This window comes from Celeribacter sp. (genome assembly GCF_048259695.1).
Taxonomy (GTDB): Bacteria; Pseudomonadota; Alphaproteobacteria; order Rhodobacterales; family Rhodobacteraceae; genus Celeribacter.
Genome location: NZ_JBLXHL010000002.1, coordinates 394615 through 412845, shown reverse-complemented (window position 1 = coordinate 412845; position 18231 = coordinate 394615). Strand labels below are relative to the sequence as shown.

Sequence of the window (18231 nt, the reverse complement as noted above, 5' to 3'; positions counted from 1 at the left end):
CTTCGCCGCGCGCGCCCCCACGATCGGGGAAACGTCCCCTATCTCATAAGGCATCCCATGCCCGACAACCAGACAGCCCGCATCGAATGGCGGGACGGGGTCATCCCTGTCTCGACGCAATTTGACGATCCGTATTTCTCGAATGCTTCGGGGCTTGAGGAAACACGCCATGTGTTTTTGGCGGGCAACGATTTGCCGGCGCGACTGACAGGCGGGTTCCATGTCGCCGAACTGGGGTTTGGCACCGGGCTGAACATGCTCGCCCTTGCCCTGATGTGGGAAGGGCCACAGATGATCCGGTTCACCTCGTTCGAGGCCTATCCGATGGCACCCGCCGACATCGCAACCTCGCTCGATGCCTTTCCCGAAGTCAAACCCATCGCCGCGCCGTTTCTGGACGCATGGGCGCAGGGGGCGCGGTCATTCACCGTGGGACATGTGGCGGTCGAGGTCATCACCGGCGACGCCCGCGAGACGCTTGCCGCATGGGACGGACAGGCCGACGCATGGTTTCTCGACGGGTTTTCCCCGCAGAAAAATCCCGAGCTTTGGGGCGACGATATGATGCGGGCCGTCGGGGCGCACACCGGTCAGGGCGGCACCTTTGCCACCTACACGGCAGCGGGGCACGTGCGCCGCAAACTGGCGGACGCAGGGTTCACAGTCACGCGCGTCGCAGGGTACGGGCGCAAACGGCACATGAGCAAAGGCACAATGCGATGACGCAGCAAAACCCGCGTCTGGGCATCATCATCATGGTGTTCACGATGTTCCTGTTCTCGCTTCAGGACGGGCTCTCACGTCACCTTGCGGGGCAATACAACGTCTTTATGGTCATCATGATCCGCTATTGGATTTTCGCGGCGTTTGTCATTGTCTGGTCGGCGCGGCGTGCCGGCGGATTACGCCTTGCGGCACAGTCCGCACAGCCCAGACTACAGTTCTTTCGCGGCGCTCTTTTGGCGGTCGAGGTCATCGTTATGGTGCTTGGCTTTGTCAAACTCGGCCTTGTCGAGAGCCACGCCATGTTCGCGGTCTATCCGCTGATCATCACCGCGCTCTCGGGTCCGATCCTTGGCGAGCGGGTCGGGTGGCGGCGGTGGCTGTCGGTCGCCATCGGCTTTCTCGGCGTGATGATTATCCTCATGCCCGGCAGCGGTGTTTTCTCCCCCGCCGCGATTTTCCCGCTCGGGTCCGCCGCGATGTTCGCGCTTTACGGGCTGCTCAACCGCTATGTCTCACGCAAAGATCCCGCCGCCGTGACGTTTTTCTACACCGGCATTTCGGGCGCCATTGTGATGACCCTGATCGGGGTGTGGTTCTGGGAACCGATGAGCCCCGCCGATTGGGGATGGATGGTCACGCTCGGCGGCTCCGCCATTCTCGGTCACTACCTGTTGATCCGCGCCTATGAACTGTCCGAAGCCTCGGCGATCCAACCCTTTGCCTATCTGCAACTGGCCTTTGCCTCGGGCGTCGGTGTCGTATTCTTTGGCGACATTATCCGCCTGAACGTGGCGATTGGCACGGGCATCGTCGTCGGCGCGGGGATATTTGCCCTCGTACGCGCACAAATGGTGGCACGCCGCGCAAGTCGCGCGGGGCCTACCGGGACTTGAGGTCGCGCGACAGTGTAATCGTGCGCGTGTCCCCCGTCAGGCGGGCGTGGTACACAGGCACGCTTTCGGCCACACGCATCACGTAATTGCGGGTCTCGCGAAACGGGATGTGCTCGATCCAGTCCACGGGATCTACGGCGCCGCCACGCGGATCACCGTAACGCGCGATCCAGTCGCGTGCACGGGTTGGCCCCGCATTATACCCCACCGCGACGAGCGGAAGGTTATTGCCGAACTCCTCGATCAGTTGCGCCAGATAGGCCGACCCAAGGCGGGCGTTCAGCACGGGGTCCGTCAGATCGTTTTCCACAAAACCCTCGATCCCGAGCTTGGCCGCCATCGCCTCGCCCGTGCGCGGCATCAACTGCATCAACCCGCGCGCCCCGACATAGGATCGTGCATCGGGATAGAACTCGCTTTCGCGCCGCGCAATCGACAGCGCCAATTCGGGTTTGACGGGCAGATCGGCCTTGGCCAATTCATGCAGCGGATAGTAGGCGCGGTTGAGAACAATGCCCTGATCGGCGGCAAATTTCGCGACGAGAACAGCGAGATAGGGATGGTGGTCAAGGGCGAGATCGGACAACTGCCCCAACTCTTGCGGTGTCAGGCTTTCGCCCAGATGACGCATGAACCGTGCGGCCTGTGGCAAATCCCCCGCCTCCTCCAACAGCAACGCGGCCTTGAGGACCGGGGACGACATGAACGCGGCTCCGTTGTAATCGGCAAACCGTGCCTCGCCCGTCAGGGCAGGATCAAGCGGCAAGCTCGCGCGTTCGGCGGCAAGCAGCCCGTAAAACGACGTCTGGAACTGCGCCCCGAATGTGTAGGCGGCGAGGGCGTCGTCCTTGGCCCCCATCGCCTCCAGAGCGCGGCCCTCCCAATAGCCGGCGCGCCCCAGTGAGATCGGCGTGGCAACGGATGTACGGAACTTGTTGAAATGGTCGAGCGCGGTCAGCGGCTCGTCGAGATAGCGCAGCGCAATATAGCCCGCGAGCCATTCCAGATCGGCGTAGTGGTCCTCCTCGGGCGTGAGATGGTGGCGCGCGGCGGCGGAATAGGCGATTTGGGCCTTGCCATCGCGCATCATCTGACGCGCCAAGGACCGACGACGGTCGCCCCACGCCAAGGGGTTTCCAAGTGCCTCACGCGACACCGATTGTTGCAAAAGCAAGGTCACCGCATCGTCATAGCGCCCCTTTCGTGCCCGCCATTCAAACCGCTCGAACGCCAGAACCGGCTCGCCCGCAAGGGTGGCGGGAACGGCCTCGATCGCGGCGTCGACACCGTTTGCATCCTCATCCAGGCGCGTGACCGCATCGATCAGCGCGGACCACCCCTCGGGCAGATAGGGACCAAGACGGGCGGCGTCCTTGAACTTGCCCTGCCACATCAACATGCGGGCGCGGTCGGGATTGTGCGGTGCGATCTGGGTCGGGAACTGCGTGAGAAGGTGGCTTTCGCTTTCGGCGTCCATGACAAGGGTTTGCCATCCGATCACCGCCTGTGCCTGCGCATCGCCATCCGCACCGGTGAGTTGGTAGGCACGGGTCAGCGCCACGGTCCCGGCCCCTGTTTGGGGCGGGTAGTTATTGAAATAGGCCACCACATCGCGCGGGTTCACCGCGTCCGAAATCGACGCCTCGCATTTCTCCGCCAGAAGCGGCAGGCCCGGCCAATCGGCGTGGCGCTCCAGAAAGGCGGCGCATTCGTCAAACCGTCCCTTGCCCGCACGCAGATATTGCCATTCGATCACATCGCGCCCGACCCCCGTGGCGGTCGTCCGCGCCGCTTGCCAATCCCCCGCAGCGCGCAATTTCACGGCGGCGTTCAGGGCGTCCGATTCGGGAGACGCAACAGCACAAACACCCGCGACCGAGAGGACGGAGGCGACCAGAATTGATTTGACGGGGCTAAAGTGGGGCATAAGGTCTTTCGTGTCTGCTCTATCAATCGGGCTGCGACTTAGGTGCGCATTTATCACGAGGGTAACGCAGGGTGGTGGCGGCGCAAGACACATTCTTGGCATTGTGCGCGAAGGCGGCTAGTTTCCGCCCGAAATCAATCGGGCGACTCACGCCCATCTCGAAGACGCAAAGGAGCGCATCATGATCAAAGGATCCATACCTGCCTTGGTGACGCCGTTTAAAAACGGCGAATTGGACATTGATACGCTCAAGAAGCTTGTCGAATGGCACATCGCACAAGGCTCGCACGGCCTTGTTCCGGTTGGCACAACGGGCGAGAGCCCCACGTTGAGCCATGCCGAGCATGAAAAGGTGATCGAGGTGGTCGTCGAGACCGTCGCAGGCCGCATTCCGGTGATCGCGGGCGCAGGGTCCAACAACACCGCCGAGGGGTTGGGCCTGATCCAACACGCCGCGCGTGTCGGCGCCGATGCTGCTCTCGTCGTGACGCCCTATTACAACAAGCCGACCCAAAAGGGCCTGATCGCGCATTTCACCGCGCTGCACGATGCCGCCGACATTCCGATCATTATCTACAATATTCCCGGCCGTTCGGTCATCGACATGTCACCCGAAACCATGGGTGAACTGGCCAAGTTGCCGCGCATTGTCGGCGTGAAAGATGCCACGGGCGATCTTGCCCGCGTTGGCAAAACCCGCATCACCTGCGGCACGGAGTTCGTTCAGGTCTCGGGCGAGGATCCCACCGCCGTGGGCTATAACGCGCAGGGTGGCGTTGGCTGTATCTCCGTCACCGCCAACGTCGCGCCAAAGCTGTGCGCACAGGTACAAGAGGCGACACAGGCGGGCGACTATGCCCTGGCGCTTGAGCTGACCGACAAGTTGATGCCGCTGCACATCGCGATCTTTGCCGAGCCGGGCGTATGTGGCGCGAAATATGCCATGTCGCTGTTGGGTCTGTGTTCGGACGAGGTGCGCTTGCCACTGACCCCGCTGTCGGACGCGACCAAAGCACAGATCAAAGCGGCGATGGAATACGCAGGCCTGCTTTAAGGTCACCGCCAAAACACGGTATCAAAGGGGGCTGCGGCCCCCTTTTTTTACGGGTGGGTGTTATGGGTTGGGTCCGCTGCCTAACGCGTTCTTGGCGGCCTCTTCGCGGGCTTGACGCAGGGCGTCGATCTGGTTGCGGCGCACGTGGCGGAGCACCTCGATCAACAGCGCGGTCATCATGCCGAAATTGAGAAATCCGTTAACCGCCGCCATGCCGCCGAGCAACCGCCACTCTTGCGGCAACAACAGATCACCGAACCCCAATGTCGTGAAGGCCGTCAGGGAAAAATACAGCGCCTCTTCGAGGTGGGCAAACATACCCAAGCCCCGAAAGGCGAGCGTCCAGATCCACACTCCCGCCGTGACCATCCACAACACGGTGATAACGGCACTGGCCAGAACCACGAACAGTTTGGGCGCATGCGGTTCGGTGATGAGCCATTTGTGCGCCCGCCGCAGACCGAGTTCATAAAGGCCAAACCCGACCGCCGCCACGACGACAGACAGCAGGATCAAAACAGTCCCGAGAAAGATCTGGATAAACATCAGCGCTCCGTATGTATTTTCGCGACCATACTGCGGCCTTTGCGCGTTGCGCTAGTGGACATGAGCGCACGGAGCCCTTATCTGCATATCCATCATGGCAAAGAAACAGACCGCAGAAGAGAAAAACTACAAGGTGATCGCCGAGAACCGGCGCGCACGCTATGATTATGCCATCGAGGATGACATAGAATGCGGGATCCAGTTGGCCGGCTCCGAGGTGAAATCCCTGCGCGTAGGCCAATCCAATATCGCGGAAAGCTATGCCTCCATTGACGATGGCGAGCTGTTTCTCACCAACTCCTATATCGCGCCGTATCAACAGGCGATGTTCCCCCACGAGGAACGCGCCAAGCGCAAACTGTTGGTGTCCAAACGCGAGCTCTCGCGCCTTGGTCAGGCCACGGGGCGTCAGGGGATGACGCTCGTCCCGTTGGTGATGTATTTCAACCATAAGGGCCGCGTGAAGATCAAACTCGGCATCGCCAAGGGCAAAAAGAACCACGACAAACGCGCCACCGAAGCCAAGCGCGATTGGGGCCGTCAAAAACAGCGTCTGCTCAAGCACGGCGATTAACGGCGCACTTTTGTCACGCATTGCTTGCGCATGTCCGGTCCAAACGCTATGGCAAGTTACGCGTTTTTAGCTACATATCGTAGGGTCAATGTCTCAATCCGATCCCAAAACTCTCGTGTCCACCGATTGGTTGGCCGATAACCTGAAATCTCCCGATCTGCGTTTGATCGATGCGAGTTGGTATCTGCCCCATATGAACCGTGACCCCAAAGCGGAATATGCCGCGGCGCATATCGCGGGCGCCCGCTATGTCGACATCGATGATGTGTGCGACGCCCGTAGTGCGCTGCCCCATATGTTGCCGCCCGTCGAAAAATTCCTGTCGCGGATGCGCGCCCTTGGCATTGGCGACGGCCATCAGGTTGTTGTCTACGACGGTATGGGTATTTTTTCCGCACCACGTGTGTGGTGGATGTTCAAATATTTCGGTCAGGACAATGTTGCCGTGCTCGACGGCGGTCTGCCCAAGTGGATCCGCGAAGGGCGCGATGTCACCGCCGAACCGCCCGTGATCCGTGACCGTCACATGGTGCCGAACGAACGTCCCGATCTGGTGCGTGACGTGACACAGGTGGCGGCCTCGGCCAAGTTGGGCGATCATGTCATCATCGACGCCCGCCCCGCCGACCGGTTCAAAGGCGAGGCACCCGAACCGCGTGCGGGCCTGCGTTCCGGCCACATCCCGAATTCCCGCAACGTTCCGTTCACGGCGGTGTTGGAGGACAACGGCACGATGAAAAACCCCGGCGAGTTGCGGCTTATTTTCGAGCGCGCAGGGGTCGATTTGACGAAACCGGCGATCACGACCTGCGGGTCGGGGGCAACCGCCGCAATTCTTGGTCTCGCGCTTGAGCGCATCGGCGTGAAATACGCACTCTACGATGGCAGCTGGGCGGAATGGGGCATGTATGGCGACCTGCGGGTCGCAACCGGAGAAGCATGATGCTGAACACACTCAAACCACAACCCGAAGACAAAATTCTGGCCCTTATGGCGCTGTACCGCGATGATCCGCGCGAGACCAAGATCGATCTTGGCGTTGGCGTGTACAAAGACGCCTCGGGCCACACCCCCATCATGCGGGCCGTCAAAGCCGCCGAAAAACAGTTGTGGTCCGCCGAGACGACCAAGTCCTACACCGCGCTGTCGGGGGACCCTGCGTTTGGGGCCGCGATGAAGTCGCTCGTGTTGGCGGATAGCGTTGATCATGCCCGCGTCGGGGCCATTGCCACCCCGGGTGGGACGGGCGCGCTCCGTCAGGCGTTCGAGTTGATGAAACTGGCCAACCCCGAAGGCACCGTCTGGACCTCGAACCCGACATGGCCAAACCACGTATCAATTCTCAAATTCATGGGACTCGACAACAAAGAATACGCCTATTTCGACGCCGCAACCTGTACCGTGGATTTCGACGCGATGATGGACAGCCTTAAGGGTGTTCAGGCCGGCGACATGGTGTTGCTGCACGGCTGCTGTCACAACCCGACAGGCGCGAACCTGACGTTGGAACAGTTCGACGTTGTGGCCGATCTGATCGTGGAAAAGGGCGCGATTGCGCTTGTTGATATCGCCTATCAGGGCTTCGGGGACGGTCTCGAAGAGGACGCTGCGGCAACCCGCTTGTTGGCGGCAAAGCTGCCCGAGATGCTCATTGCCGCATCCTGTTCCAAGAATTTCGGCATTTATCGCGAGCGCACGGGGTGCCTGATGGCGATGTCCGAAACGGCGGAGAATACCGCCGTGACACAAGGCACGTTGAACTTTCTCAACCGCCAGAACTATTCCTTCCCGCCCGATCACGGGGCACGTTTGGTCACGATGATCCTGGGCGACGACGCCCTGAAAGCGGACTGGATGGCGGAATTGGAAGAAGTGCGTTCGGGGATGCTTGGCCTGCGCACACAGCTTGCCGATGAATTGCGCCAACAGACAAATTCCGACCGGTTTGATTTCGTTGGACAGCACCGCGGCATGTTCTCGCGCATTGGCGCAAGCCCCGAGGAAGTTCTGAAAATCCGCGAAGAGTTCGGCATCTATATGGTGGGCGACAGCCGCCTGAACATCGCGGGCCTCAACGCCGAGACCGTACCGCTTTTGGCCACGGCTGTGGCGAAGACCTGTAAATAGGGTCAGGGACGGCTCGACCTAAAACAAGCGGCGCCTCACGGGGCGCCGTTTTGCTATTTGGCCGATGGTTTTTCCTGCGCCTATTTTTGGGCAGGGACGTCATTTTGCGCGACCTTTTCGGGAAAGGCCCGTGCCATGTGGCGGTCGAATTCGGCCCATGTCACCGTGGAGCGATTGCCCGCGTGGCCGTGGTAGTAGGATTTTCCGCTCGATGTCGGCAGCCCCGCCCAGATTTTGGCGAGGTTGTTCATGAACGATTTGCGCGACATCGCCCCCAGTCGCATCGCCTCCAACCCCGCCTCCTCCAACAGGACATCGGACAGGCGATCCTGAACCGCGGGGGAAAACATGACCTCCGGTCCGAGGTCCAGTTCCGTGACAACCCGCGCCAGGGTTTTGGGAATGAACTGATAGCGGCCAATGGCGTGCGGTTGTCCTGGCGTGTCCTTGATCCACGCAAAGATTTCCCCGAGCGTCATGGCCGTCGGGCGTTTGGGCGTTTTGCGTTTGGCCCCGTGTTGTACCGCGTCATAGCCATCGCGCCGCGATTCCGCCTTGCCAATGATCTGACGGATATATTCCACATCTTTTTGCGGCTCCATATGCGCCAATCCGACGGTGGGACGTTTCGGGGCCACCTCTTCGCGTGGTGGGTGCGGCGCGAAAAACGTGCCTTTTTCGCGGCCCGAAAACAGGCTCGGGCTGCGGGGTTCGGCCTCGCGAAAGGAAACCGGCAGGGGCCGCGACGAGGCCGCCATGAGGCTTGCCGTGGCACGTGGCAACACGTTTCCCGAGAGTAAGGACATCGGCTCTGCGTGAGCGGTGGCCGCAAATGTCACAGCGGCGGCAATCGTTAGGGCGCAATTCTTGCGGGTCATGTGATCCTCGGGAGACGGAGCATTTGCCCGTAAGGTGGATCAACATGGTTGAGATTTCGTTTCTGCTTTCACACTCTTTGATATTTCAGGCGGAAAACCCGGGCAATCGCTTGCCCGGGTCTGTGTCATGTCCGTGTCGGAGCGGGGATCAGCCGTTGCTGAACTCAGGGTAGGCTTCCATGCCCAGTTCCGCTTTATCAAGCCCTGTGATCTCGGATTCCTCGGAGACGCGGATGCCCATTGTCGCTTTGAGGACGGTCCAGAGGATCAAGGAGACAACGAAGACAAAACCACCAACCGCAGCAACACCGATGAATTGGGTCACAAAGGACGTGCCATCATTGGTAAGCGGAACCGCAAGGGTGCCCCAGATACCGGCGATGAGGTGAACAGGGATGGCGCCCACGACATCGTCGATTTTCAGTTTGTCGAGCATCGGCACTGCAAAGACCACGATACCGCCACCGATGCCACCGATGATCAAAGCCATGAAAAGTGACGGGGCAAGGGGTTCCGCCGTGATGGATACGAGGCCCGCGAGAGCGCCGTTGAGCACCATGGTGAGGTCGACTTTGCCGTAGACAACCTGGGTCAGGATCAGGGCAACGAGTGCGCCGGAGGCTGCGGCCATGTTGGTATTGGCAAAGATGCGGCCAACGTCGGTGATGTCGCCAACGGTGCCGGCTGCGAGCTGCGAGCCACCGTTAAAGCCGAACCAACCGAGCCACAGGATGAACGTACCGAGAGTTGCGAGGGCAAGGTTGGACCCGGGCATCGGGTGAACACGGCCGTCTTTGTATTTGCCGATGCGCGGGCCGAGAACGATGGCCCCTGCGAGGGCTGCAAAGCCACCTGCGGCGTGAACGAGGGTCGAACCTGCGAAGTCGGAGAACCCCATTTCGGACAAGAAGCCACCACCCCACTGCCAGGACGCTTCGATCGGGTAGATAATGCCGGTCAGGGCAGCCGTGAAGATCAGGAAGGGCCAGAGTTTGATACGTTCGGCCAGTGTACCGGACACGATGGACGCGGTGGTCGCACAGAACATCAACTGAAAGAAGAAGTCGGAGGCAACAGAGGCGTAGTCAAGCGACGCGTCTGCGGCGGCAAGGCCAACAGGCTCAAGCGATGTAACAGAGAACCATGGACCCATGATGCCTTCGATCACCCATTCACCTGGATACATAATGCCGAACCCGATGAGCCAGTACATGATGGAGGCAATCGCAAACAGGGCGACGTTTTTGGTCAGTTGGGTTGCAACGTTCTTGGAGCGCACAAGCCCCGCTTCGAGCATTGCGAAACCTGCGGCCATCCACATGACGAGAAAGCCGCCGATGAGGAACAACAGGGTTGTCATAATGTAAGGGCCGATTTCGTCAAAGGTCGGCGCAGCCGCTTCGGCGTCCTGCGCAAAGGCCATAAGAGGAAGCACACAGGCAACCGCAGAGGCAGATACAAGTTTGGTGAGTTTCATTTTGGATAGTCCTTTTCGTCTCTAATGGCGCACGCGGGTTAAACCGCGTCGTCGTTGGTCTCGCCGGTACGGACGCGCACAGCGCCTTCCACATCGAGGACAAAAATCTTGCCGTCGCCGATCTTGTCGGTCTTGGCGGTGGTGGCGATGGTTTCGACAACCTGATCCGCCATCGCATCTGCGACCACGATCTCCAATTTGACCTTCGGGACGAAATTCACGGCGTATTCAGCACCACGGTAAATTTCGGTGTGACCGGATTGTGAGCCAAAGCCCTTGATCTCGGTTACCATCATTCCGCGCACACCGATGCCGGTGAGTGCTTCGCGGACCTCTTCAAGCTTGAACGGCTTGATTGCAGCAATAATCAGTTTCACGTTATTCCCCTTCCGATTAAGCGGGCGCCTGCCTCCAGCGGCAGCCATGGGCTTACCAAAGGGCGACAAAGGCGCGTCCACAAGAAAGGGCAGTGGAGGCGGCGACGTGAAAACAGACATTAACGCCCAAAAATTATACAATTTGTGCGCTTCGCACACTTCTTGGGCGCAAAACAAAGGCGCGGAGCCGACTCAACCCCCTCTACATTCACGGCATGCCTTAGTATTGTGCGCGTGAGTAAACGCGGCCCAGACCGCAAACAGCAGCCGAGCAGAGCATATGACTGGACAAAAACGCGGACGGGGGAAACTTGTCGCTGAGCGCCGATACGCGGCGGACAGCAAGGCAGGGACGACCCCGAAACCCAAACGCGCCCCCGCCAAGAAAAAGCGGGCCGCCCCGAAACGCCAAAGCACACAGCCCTTTGTTGTGCGCGTCATTGCGGGGTTTGTGCGATGGATCCTACGGGTGCTTTGGGTCATCACCTCGCGCACCGCGCTTATCGTGGCCCTCGTGCTCGGGGTGTCGGTTGGCTACCTTTACACCACATTGCCCCCCCTCACGGAGTTGCTCGATGGACGCGCCCGCGGGTCGGTCACATTACTGGACCGTAACGGATCGGTTTTTGCGTGGCGCGGCGAACAGTTCGGCGGCCAGATCACGACCGACACCGTCTCGCCCCATCTCAAGAACGCCATTGTCGCCACCGAGGACCGCCGGTTCTACGGTCACTTCGGGGTCTCTCCGCGCGGCATCGCCTCTGCGGTCAAAATCAACCTGAGCGAGGGGCGCGGCCCGCTGTCGGGTCACGGCGGGTCCACACTGACGCAACAGGTGGCCAAACTTTTGTGCCTCGGCGTGCCATTCGATCCGAAAAAATGGGACGACCAAACCGCCTATGAGGCCGATTGCCGCGAAGGCACTATTGCGCGCAAGCTCAAGGAAGTCGTTTACGCGATGGCGATGGAAGCGCGCTATTCCAAGGACGAAATTCTCTCCATCTATATGAACCGCGCCTATCTTGGTGCGGGGGCAAACGGGTTCGAAGCCGCCGCACAGCGCTATTTTGACAAATCCGCCGCAGACGTGAACATCGCGGAAAGCGCCATGTTGGCGGGGTTGCTCACCGCACCGTCGCGCTATGCGCCCACCAACAACCTTACACGGTCACAAGAACGGGCGGGCATTGTTCTGCTGTTGATGAATCAGGAGGGGTTTATCACGGATGCCGAACGGGCCGAGGCAAAGGCCCACCCCGCCGAATTGTCCGACACCGCCGAAAAACGCGCGGGCGGATATTTTGCCGATTGGGTGATGGGCGCAGGCCCCGATTTCCTCACCCGCGACACCACCGAAGACGTCGTGATCGACACCACACTCGACCAACGCATCCAGACCGCCGCCGAGGACGCGCTGACCTATATTTTCGAGAACAAAGTCCGCGAGGGGTCAAAGGCGCAAGCGGCAATCGTGGTGATGAGTGCCGATGGCGCTGTGCGCGGCATGGTCGGCGGGCGCAAGCTCAAGGTGTCGGGCGCCTTCAACCGCGCAACCCAAGCCAAGCGCCAACCCGGATCAGCGTTCAAACCCTTTGTCTATGCCACCGCCCTTGATCTGGGATGGTCCTACGACAGTGTGATCGTCGACGAGCCGCTTACCCTCGACATCCCCGGGTCGGGCGAATGGACCCCGCAAAACTACGACCGGAAATTCCACGGCGCGGTGACGCTCACCGATGCCCTGCGCAACAGTTTCAACATTCCCGCCGTGAAACTCGCAATGGACGCAGGGTTAGAAAACGTACGTACGGTCGCACAGATGTTCGGCATCGAGAGCGATCTGGCCCAAGGTCCCGCCCTTGCGCTTGGCGCATCCGAGACGACACTTCTGGAGATGACAGGGGCCTATGCCGGCATCCTCAACGGCGGCTCTTCCGTGGCACCCTACGGGTTGAAATCGCTCCGGCTCAAGGGCGACGAGACCCCGCTCATGGGGCAGGACGGCGGCCTTGGCGAGCGCGTCATCACGCCCGAAAGCGCACAACAGCTCATCTACATGATGTACAACGTGGTCCAGAACGGGACGGGTGCGCGGGCGCAACTTGACGGGATTGAGGTGGCGGGCAAAACCGGCACCACCCAAGCCGCCCGCGATGCCTGGTTCATGGGCTTTACTGCCGATTACGTTGCCGGCGTCTGGATGGGGTATGACGACAACACGCCCCTGACAGGCGTCACGGGCAGCGGCCTTCCGGCCGAGATCTGGCATGAAACCATGACACGGGTGATGGCGGGGCTTGACCCCAAACCTCTGCCCATGATCCGTCCGTCTGAGCCGCCCACTGTGGGCACCCAGCCAAACGTTGCGCAATCAGGGTCAGGGCAACAACAAAACCATGACAAGGCAGACAACGTGCTGCGTGATTTGCTTGGCGCGATTTTTGGAACGGGGAACTAATCCGCGTACAACCGCGCCGACTCCACATAAAAAGGCGCGGGGATTGACCCTCGCGCCTTTCCGGATTGCTGATCGGTCAGGGCCGTTATTTCAACGCGGCCGTCAGTTTGGCGATTGAGCCGCCCGATTTATCGAGCATCGCACCGATTTCGGCCCGCTCGGATTTGAGCAGGGAAATACCTTCGATTTGCAAATCGATGAAACGGCCAGAGGCGTCATGGACGATGAAGCTGATCTCGAACGGGGGTTCGCCCCGCAGGATCGAGATACAGCGCACATCATAGATCGAATTGACCTTTTGCGTCGATTTCACTTCGATGCGGCCACCGATAAATTCGCGGAACCGCGACCCGTATTTGCGTGACAGATAGCCCTGAAACGCTTTGGTAAACGCCCCGAGTTCCGCCGAGGATGCCGAGCGGGCAGCAGGCCCAAGTGCGGATCGTGCGATCGACGGGACATCGGCATATGTCACCAAAACGCGCTCGAAATCGCCGTACATCGCCGTTTCGGATTTCCCCGAATTGATGATGGTGTTGATTTCCGCCACGGTTTTCTGGATGAGCGCATCGGCCTGCCCCGCCGAGAATGCAAACGACGGCAAAGGCATAAACGCCGTGACGGCGAGGGCTGACAGGCCGGTTAGAACCGCGCGGCGTTGAAACATGGGATTACTCATAGAAGTCCTCGTAAATGTCATATGTGACGGCACCGCCATTGGCGCCACCTGTGTCATCTTTTGCCCCGCCCAAGGGCGCGATCAATTCGTAGCGCCGCTTGTCGAGATAGGTCACACGCATGAGCGCGTAGCTATCTGCGCTGTCATACACCACCGATTCATACAGATCAGAGTAACGATACCGTGCATCCGCCAGACCCGCGACTGTCAGAGGTAACTTGTAGTCTTTTATCCCCGTTTCAAGGAGTGACACAGGATCAAGAGCAATATCGACCAAAAGGCCGAATGCATCACGCTGTGTCGACGGGCCGTAAAGTGGCAACACGACATAGCTGCCTTCGCCCACGCCCCACCGGTGCAGGGTTTCGCCAAAATCGGTGTCATGTTCATCAAGGCCGAATGCCCCCGCCACATCCAGAAGGCCGCCGATGCCAAAGGTCGCGTTCACGGTGAACCGCAGCGTGTTGTAGATCGCTTCATCAATGCGCAGTTGCAAAACATTGTTCACCACCACTCCCGGCAGGGACAGCGTGCGAGAGACATTCGTGATCCCGCTGACCACCGGCGCGGGGACAAGGGTGCCATAGGCGGTCGACGCGGGCTTGATAAGCGCACGGTCCGCCGACACGTTCAGCGCGTGGATTTTACGGTTCGTCACCTCATAGGGATCGGCAATGCCATCCACCGGCGCCGGAGCCGCACAACCGGCGAGTGACGCCGTGACCACGAGAGGAAAGATCAGTTTTTTCATATTGGCAAACATAATGGCCCACGCTTAAGCATCGATATACGAGCCGAGTGGCCCAAAGGGTGACCCTACGCGCCTATGCCCGTAAGGCCAATATTTACACACTATGTCGCATAGTCGTGTGACCGATAATCAACACCTCTTTAGGTGCATTGTGCATTGTCATAAGTATAGCGCAGTATGAACCCGAGTTTGGCCTATAATTCGCACATGAAAACAACGTCCAAAGACCAAATTCACAAAGGGTTCGAAGAGCTTTCACGCATTCGGACCCATTCACGCGGCCTCTATTGGGGGACGGCCGTTTTTTCGGTCATCATCAACGCCTTGATGCTCACCGGCCCGCTTTTCATGTTACAGGTCTATGACCGCGTTTTGGGGTCGGGATCGGAGGCAACCCTCGTCGCACTATTCGCCATCGTAGCCTTTTTGTATCTGCTCATGGGTCTTCTGGATGGTGTGCGCGGACGTGTTCTGGCGCGAATCGGGGCGCGGTTTCAATCCGCACTCGAAGATCGCGTGTTCAACGCCTCTATGGATCGCGCCGCCGCCGACCCGCGTGCCAAGACCCACAGTTCACCGATGGATGATCTGACCGCGATCCGCAGATACGTGTCCTCGCCCGTTCAGGCCGCCATGTTCGATTTGCCGTTCACACCGCTGTTCCTGCTCGGGATCGCCCTGTTCCATCCCTATCTCGGCCTCCTCGCCGTAGGCGGCGGCGTTGTCATTATCCTCGTGGCTCTGTGGCATCGCAATGCGGCGCAAAATTCACAGTCGAAATCGCAGCGTGCAGAAGTCACCGCCGCGCAAATGGCCGCTCGCATGTCGTCCTCGTCAGAGGCGCTGAAGTCCTTGGGGATGCAACGCGCCGCCTTTCGCCGGTGGCTTGCCGCGCGTCACATCGCATTGCAAAGCGCGGTGGAGACATCCGACACCACATTGAGCTTTTCAGCCACCTCCAAGGCGCTGCGTCTGTTCTTGCAATCCGCGATGCTCGCCATGGGGGCGTGGCTTGTGTTGGGGCGCGAACTGACACCGGGGGCGATGATCGCGGGCTCCATCTTGCTCGGGCGGGCGTTGCAGCCCGTGGATACGCTCATTGGTCAATGGGCGGTGTTACAGGCCGCCCTTCGGGGACGTCAAAACCTTGCGGAATTGCTTGGGGCGCATCCCGTGCTACCCGCACGCATGGAACTGCCCCGCCCCAAAGCGGTACTTGATGTGGCCAACCTGACCGTTATTCCACCCGGACAGCCTCAGGCCTCGCTGCGTATGGTGTCGTTCGATGTGCGCCCCGGCGAAGCGGTGGGCATCATCGGGCCGTCGGGTGCAGGCAAATCCACCTTGGCACGCGCCCTGACCGGTGTGTGGCCCGCAAGTGGTGGAACCATCCGTCTCGACGGGGCCAAACTGGACCACTATCCCGACGAGATCCGCGGCGGTTACATCGGGTATTTGCCGCAAGCCGTTGAATTGTTCGACGGCACCATCGCGGAAAATATCGCCAAACTGGCGATGGCACCCGACCACGAGGCCGTTGTCACCGCCGCGAAAAAGGCCGCGGCGCACGACATGATCCTTGCCCTGCCAGACGGCTACGACACGCAAGTGTCCTCCTCCGGCGGGTTATTGTCGGGAGGGCAATTGCAGCGCATCGGCCTTGCGCGGGCGTTCTTTGGCAATCCCGTTCTGGTCATCCTGGACGAGCCGAACTCGAACCTCGACAACGAGGGCTCGATCGCGCTTAACGCCGCGATCCGCACCCACAAGGCCGAAGGCGGCGCCATCCTCATCATGGCGCACCGCCCGTCCGCCATCGAAGAGTGTGAAAAACTGTTGGTGTTGAGCGCCGGCACCCGCCGCGCCTTTGGCCCCAAAGAGGCCGTCCTCAAAGAAACCGTACAAAACAGCGCGAGCATTCAACGTGGCGGACCAGGAGGTGTGCAATGACGTCTCCAACCCGGAACCAAATGCCCCGAGCCACGGGGCCGGACACCGACGAGTGGGCCGCATCACGCCTTTTGACCATCGGGTTTGCGCTTGTCGCACTTTTGGTAATCGGCTTTGGCGGATGGGCTGCCTTTGCCCGCATTGATGGCGCGGTTGTGGCCTCCGGCCAATTGCAGGTCGATCAAAACCGCCAAGAGGTCGCTCACCGCGATGGCGGTGTTGTCGCGACCGTGGACGTACGCGAGGGCGATGTCGTCATGGCCGGAGACACGCTTATGACGCTCTCGGCAAATGAGCTACAAAACGAGTTGCGCATCTCCGAAAGCCAACTTTATGACCTGATGGCCCGCGCGGCACGGCTTGAGGCCGAGCGCGATCAAAAATCCGGCCTGACCTTCCCGCAGGCGCTATTGGACCGCGCCGCAGCCGACCCTGAAACACAGCTTCAACTTGCGGGGCAACTGGATCTGTTTTCGGCGCGTCACCTCACGCGGATCAAGGAAATCGAACAGCTTGAAAAGCGCAAATCACAGATCGCGGCGCAAATCGACGGGCTGGATGCACAGCGTGACGCCCTACAAGAACAGCGTGTTCTGGCCGAGGCCGATCTGGTCGATCAGGCATCATTGCGTGAACGCGGCCTGACGCAGCAAAGCCGCGTAACGGCGCTGCGCAAAGAGGTCATCGGACTGTCGGGGGAGCTTGGCCGTCTTGAGGCAACCAAAGCACAGGCCAACGCACAAGTGACCGAGATCGACCTCTCGATCCTCAAACTCGGGTCGGACAGCCGCGAAGTCGCCATTGGTGAACTGCGTGAGGTGCAAAACAAGATTGCCCAATTGCGCGAACAGGTGGCGGCGCTCTCGGCCCGCAAGGCCCGCTTGGTCATCACGGCACCGATGGACGGGATCGTCTATGACCTCACGGTGTTCGGGGCAGGCGCGGTGATTTCCCCCGCCGAGCCTCTGCTTTATATTGTGCCGCGCGACCGTCCGCTTGTGATCGCTGCCCGTATCAACCCGACCCACATTGACCAAGTGTACCCCGGTCAAACCGTGCGCCTGCGGTTCACGACGTTTGACCAACGCCGCACGCCCGAACTGCTTGGCACGTTGAAACGGATTTCCGCGGATGCCTTTGTCGACGAGATGACGGGGGCCTCCTACTACCTTGCGGAAATATCGCTTTCGGAGGAACAGCGGCTGCGCTTGCCTGAGGGGACGGAGTTGCTTCCCGGCATGCCTGTCGAAACATTTATCTCCACGGGGGAGCGAACGGCCCTTGCATATCTGACCAAACCGCTCACAGATTACTTCAACCGCGCATTCCGCGAAAAGTGAAGGAAACACACCATGTCCGATATCGAAGCCCGCCTTGCCGCCTTGGGCCACACCTTGCCCGATGCGCCGATGCCCGCCGCCAACTACGTGCCATATGTCATCACGGGCAAACAGTTGTTCGTGTCAGGCCAGATTTCAAACGGGCCGGACGGGCTGATTTGCGGCAAACTCGGGGCCGACCTCACGACCGAAGACGGCGCGTTTGCAGCGGCAACATGCGCCTTGGCGCTTCTGGCACAAGCCAAAGCCGCGACAGGGGATCTGACCAAAGTTGCGCGACTTGTGAAACTGGTCGGCTTTGTCAATTCGACGGCCGATTTCACCGACCAACCCAAAGTCATCAATGGTGCCTCGGATTTGATGGTTGCGGTTCTGGGCGATGCGGGACGCCATGCCCGCTCTGCCGTCTCTGCGGTCTCCCTGCCCCTCGGCGTTGCTGTCGAAATCGAGGCCATCTTCGAACTGGTCTAAGCA

17 protein-coding genes are annotated in these 18231 nt (G+C 60.1%); 10 read left to right on the top strand and 7 right to left on the bottom strand.

Annotation, left to right across the window (positions count from 1 at the left end):
• Positions 1-57 precede the first annotated feature (57 nt).
• Positions 58-723, top strand: a complete 666-nt coding sequence (gene mnmD, locus ACN0Q0_RS05530; RefSeq protein ID WP_417242375.1) for a tRNA (5-methylaminomethyl-2-thiouridine)(34)-methyltransferase MnmD — start codon at positions 58-60, stop codon at positions 721-723.
• On the top strand, positions 720-1619 hold the full coding sequence (locus tag ACN0Q0_RS05525; protein WP_417242374.1) for a DMT family transporter: 900 nt from the start codon (positions 720-722) through the stop codon (positions 1617-1619). Before mnmD ends, ACN0Q0_RS05525 begins: the two co-directional genes overlap by 4 nt.
• Here ACN0Q0_RS05525 and ACN0Q0_RS05520 read toward each other — a convergent pair.
• Positions 1606-3546 carry a lytic transglycosylase domain-containing protein gene (locus ACN0Q0_RS05520; RefSeq protein WP_417242373.1) on the bottom strand — a complete coding sequence of 647 codons (1941 nt, stop codon included), beginning with the start codon at positions 3544-3546 and terminating at the stop codon, positions 1606-1608. The genes ACN0Q0_RS05525 and ACN0Q0_RS05520 overlap by 14 nt on opposite strands.
• 181 nt (positions 3547-3727) lie before the next feature.
• Between ACN0Q0_RS05520 and dapA the strand changes: the two genes are divergently transcribed.
• Positions 3728-4600: a 4-hydroxy-tetrahydrodipicolinate synthase gene (gene dapA, locus ACN0Q0_RS05515; protein ID WP_417242372.1), complete on the top strand. Its 873-nt coding sequence runs from the start codon at positions 3728-3730 to the stop codon at positions 4598-4600.
• A gap of 60 nt (positions 4601-4660) precedes the next feature.
• On the opposite strand, the gene ACN0Q0_RS05510 is transcribed toward dapA, so the two are convergent.
• Positions 4661-5146, bottom strand: a complete 486-nt coding sequence (locus tag ACN0Q0_RS05510; protein WP_417242371.1) for an ion channel — start codon at positions 5144-5146, stop codon at positions 4661-4663.
• A gap of 94 nt (positions 5147-5240) precedes the next feature.
• Between ACN0Q0_RS05510 and smpB the strand changes: the two genes are divergently transcribed.
• The 3 genes from smpB to ACN0Q0_RS05495 all read left to right on the top strand — a co-directional run bounded on the left by smpB (position 5241) and on the right by ACN0Q0_RS05495 (position 7847).
• Complete coding sequence (smpB, locus tag ACN0Q0_RS05505) at positions 5241-5720, top strand: SsrA-binding protein SmpB (protein ID WP_417242370.1); 480 nt, start codon at positions 5241-5243, stop codon at positions 5718-5720.
• A gap of 88 nt (positions 5721-5808) precedes the next feature.
• Positions 5809-6663 carry a 3-mercaptopyruvate sulfurtransferase gene (gene sseA / locus ACN0Q0_RS05500; protein ID WP_417242369.1) on the top strand — a complete coding sequence of 285 codons (855 nt, stop codon included), beginning with the start codon at positions 5809-5811 and terminating at the stop codon, positions 6661-6663.
• Positions 6663-7847, top strand: coding sequence for an aromatic amino acid transaminase (locus tag ACN0Q0_RS05495; protein ID WP_417242453.1), 1185 nt, complete (start codon positions 6663-6665; stop codon positions 7845-7847). Before sseA ends, ACN0Q0_RS05495 begins: the two co-directional genes overlap by 1 nt.
• An 80-nt stretch (positions 7848-7927) precedes the next feature.
• Here ACN0Q0_RS05495 and ACN0Q0_RS05490 read toward each other — a convergent pair whose 3' ends face one another.
• The 3 genes from ACN0Q0_RS05490 to ACN0Q0_RS05480 all read right to left on the bottom strand — a co-directional run bounded on the left by ACN0Q0_RS05490 (position 7928) and on the right by ACN0Q0_RS05480 (position 10579).
• Positions 7928-8725 (bottom strand): hypothetical protein, encoded by a 798-nt coding sequence (locus ACN0Q0_RS05490; protein ID WP_417242368.1) that lies wholly within the window; start codon positions 8723-8725, stop codon positions 7928-7930.
• Positions 8726-8873: 148 nt separating this feature from the next.
• A complete protein-coding gene (locus ACN0Q0_RS05485) occupies positions 8874-10202 on the bottom strand; it encodes an ammonium transporter (RefSeq protein WP_417242367.1) in 1329 nt (442 codons plus the stop codon).
• A 38-nt stretch (positions 10203-10240) separates the two neighbouring features.
• On the bottom strand, positions 10241-10579 hold the full coding sequence (locus ACN0Q0_RS05480; protein ID WP_417242366.1) for a P-II family nitrogen regulator: 339 nt from the start codon (positions 10577-10579) through the stop codon (positions 10241-10243).
• A gap of 280 nt (positions 10580-10859) precedes the next feature.
• Here ACN0Q0_RS05480 and ACN0Q0_RS05475 point away from each other — a divergent pair, with 280 nt between their 5' ends.
• Complete coding sequence (locus ACN0Q0_RS05475) at positions 10860-13037, top strand: transglycosylase domain-containing protein (RefSeq protein ID WP_417242365.1); 2178 nt, start codon at positions 10860-10862, stop codon at positions 13035-13037.
• Between the two features lie 85 nt (positions 13038-13122).
• Here the strand turns inward: ACN0Q0_RS05475 and ACN0Q0_RS05470 are convergent, their stop codons facing one another.
• A complete protein-coding gene (locus ACN0Q0_RS05470; RefSeq protein ID WP_417242364.1) occupies positions 13123-13716 on the bottom strand; it encodes an MlaC/ttg2D family ABC transporter substrate-binding protein in 594 nt (197 codons plus the stop codon).
• A complete protein-coding gene (locus tag ACN0Q0_RS05465) occupies positions 13709-14467 on the bottom strand; it encodes a VacJ family lipoprotein (protein ID WP_417242363.1) in 759 nt (252 codons plus the stop codon). The genes ACN0Q0_RS05470 and ACN0Q0_RS05465 overlap by 8 nt, the downstream gene beginning before the upstream one ends.
• Before the next feature lie 177 nt (positions 14468-14644).
• Here ACN0Q0_RS05465 and ACN0Q0_RS05460 point away from each other — a divergent pair, with 177 nt between their 5' ends.
• Genes ACN0Q0_RS05460 through ACN0Q0_RS05450 form a run of 3 tightly spaced genes read left to right on the top strand, consistent with a single transcriptional unit; the run spans position 14645 to position 18228 of the window.
• Positions 14645-16417 (top strand): type I secretion system permease/ATPase, encoded by a 1773-nt coding sequence (locus tag ACN0Q0_RS05460; RefSeq protein ID WP_417242362.1) that lies wholly within the window; start codon positions 14645-14647, stop codon positions 16415-16417.
• Positions 16414-17757, top strand: a complete 1344-nt coding sequence (locus ACN0Q0_RS05455; protein ID WP_417242361.1) for an HlyD family type I secretion periplasmic adaptor subunit — start codon at positions 16414-16416, stop codon at positions 17755-17757. The genes ACN0Q0_RS05460 and ACN0Q0_RS05455 overlap by 4 nt, the downstream gene beginning before the upstream one ends.
• A 12-nt stretch (positions 17758-17769) precedes the next feature.
• Complete coding sequence (locus tag ACN0Q0_RS05450; protein WP_417242360.1) at positions 17770-18228, top strand: RidA family protein; 459 nt, start codon at positions 17770-17772, stop codon at positions 18226-18228.
• The last annotated feature ends 3 nt before the right edge of the window (positions 18229-18231 follow it).

Excerpts from the sequence above, each read along its gene's own strand:
- ACN0Q0_RS05470 (WP_417242364.1), bottom strand. The coding sequence starts at position 13,716 with ATGAGTAATCCCATGTTTCAACGCCGCGCGGTTCTAACCGGCCTGTCA.
- ACN0Q0_RS05525 (WP_417242374.1), top strand. The coding sequence starts at position 720 with ATGACGCAGCAAAACCCGCGTCTGGGCATCATCATCATGGTGTTCACG.
- ACN0Q0_RS05485 (WP_417242367.1), bottom strand. The coding sequence starts at position 10,202 with ATGAAACTCACCAAACTTGTATCTGCCTCTGCGGTTGCCTGTGTGCTT.
- mnmD (WP_417242375.1), top strand. The coding sequence starts at position 58 with ATGCCCGACAACCAGACAGCCCGCATCGAATGGCGGGACGGGGTCATC.
- smpB (WP_417242370.1), top strand. The coding sequence starts at position 5,241 with ATGGCAAAGAAACAGACCGCAGAAGAGAAAAACTACAAGGTGATCGCC.
- ACN0Q0_RS05465 (WP_417242363.1), bottom strand. The coding sequence starts at position 14,467 with ATGAAAAAACTGATCTTTCCTCTCGTGGTCACGGCGTCACTCGCCGGT.
- ACN0Q0_RS05455 (WP_417242361.1), top strand. The coding sequence starts at position 16,414 with ATGACGTCTCCAACCCGGAACCAAATGCCCCGAGCCACGGGGCCGGAC.
- dapA (WP_417242372.1), top strand. The coding sequence starts at position 3,728 with ATGATCAAAGGATCCATACCTGCCTTGGTGACGCCGTTTAAAAACGGC.
- sseA (WP_417242369.1), top strand. The coding sequence starts at position 5,809 with ATGTCTCAATCCGATCCCAAAACTCTCGTGTCCACCGATTGGTTGGCC.
- ACN0Q0_RS05510 (WP_417242371.1), bottom strand. The coding sequence starts at position 5,146 with ATGTTTATCCAGATCTTTCTCGGGACTGTTTTGATCCTGCTGTCTGTC.
- ACN0Q0_RS05520 (WP_417242373.1), bottom strand. The coding sequence starts at position 3,546 with ATGCCCCACTTTAGCCCCGTCAAATCAATTCTGGTCGCCTCCGTCCTC.
- ACN0Q0_RS05450 (WP_417242360.1), top strand. The coding sequence starts at position 17,770 with ATGTCCGATATCGAAGCCCGCCTTGCCGCCTTGGGCCACACCTTGCCC.
- ACN0Q0_RS05490 (WP_417242368.1), bottom strand. The coding sequence starts at position 8,725 with ATGACCCGCAAGAATTGCGCCCTAACGATTGCCGCCGCTGTGACATTT.
- ACN0Q0_RS05495 (WP_417242453.1), top strand. The coding sequence starts at position 6,663 with ATGCTGAACACACTCAAACCACAACCCGAAGACAAAATTCTGGCCCTT.
- ACN0Q0_RS05460 (WP_417242362.1), top strand. The coding sequence starts at position 14,645 with ATGAACCCGAGTTTGGCCTATAATTCGCACATGAAAACAACGTCCAAA.
- ACN0Q0_RS05475 (WP_417242365.1), top strand. The coding sequence starts at position 10,860 with ATGACTGGACAAAAACGCGGACGGGGGAAACTTGTCGCTGAGCGCCGA.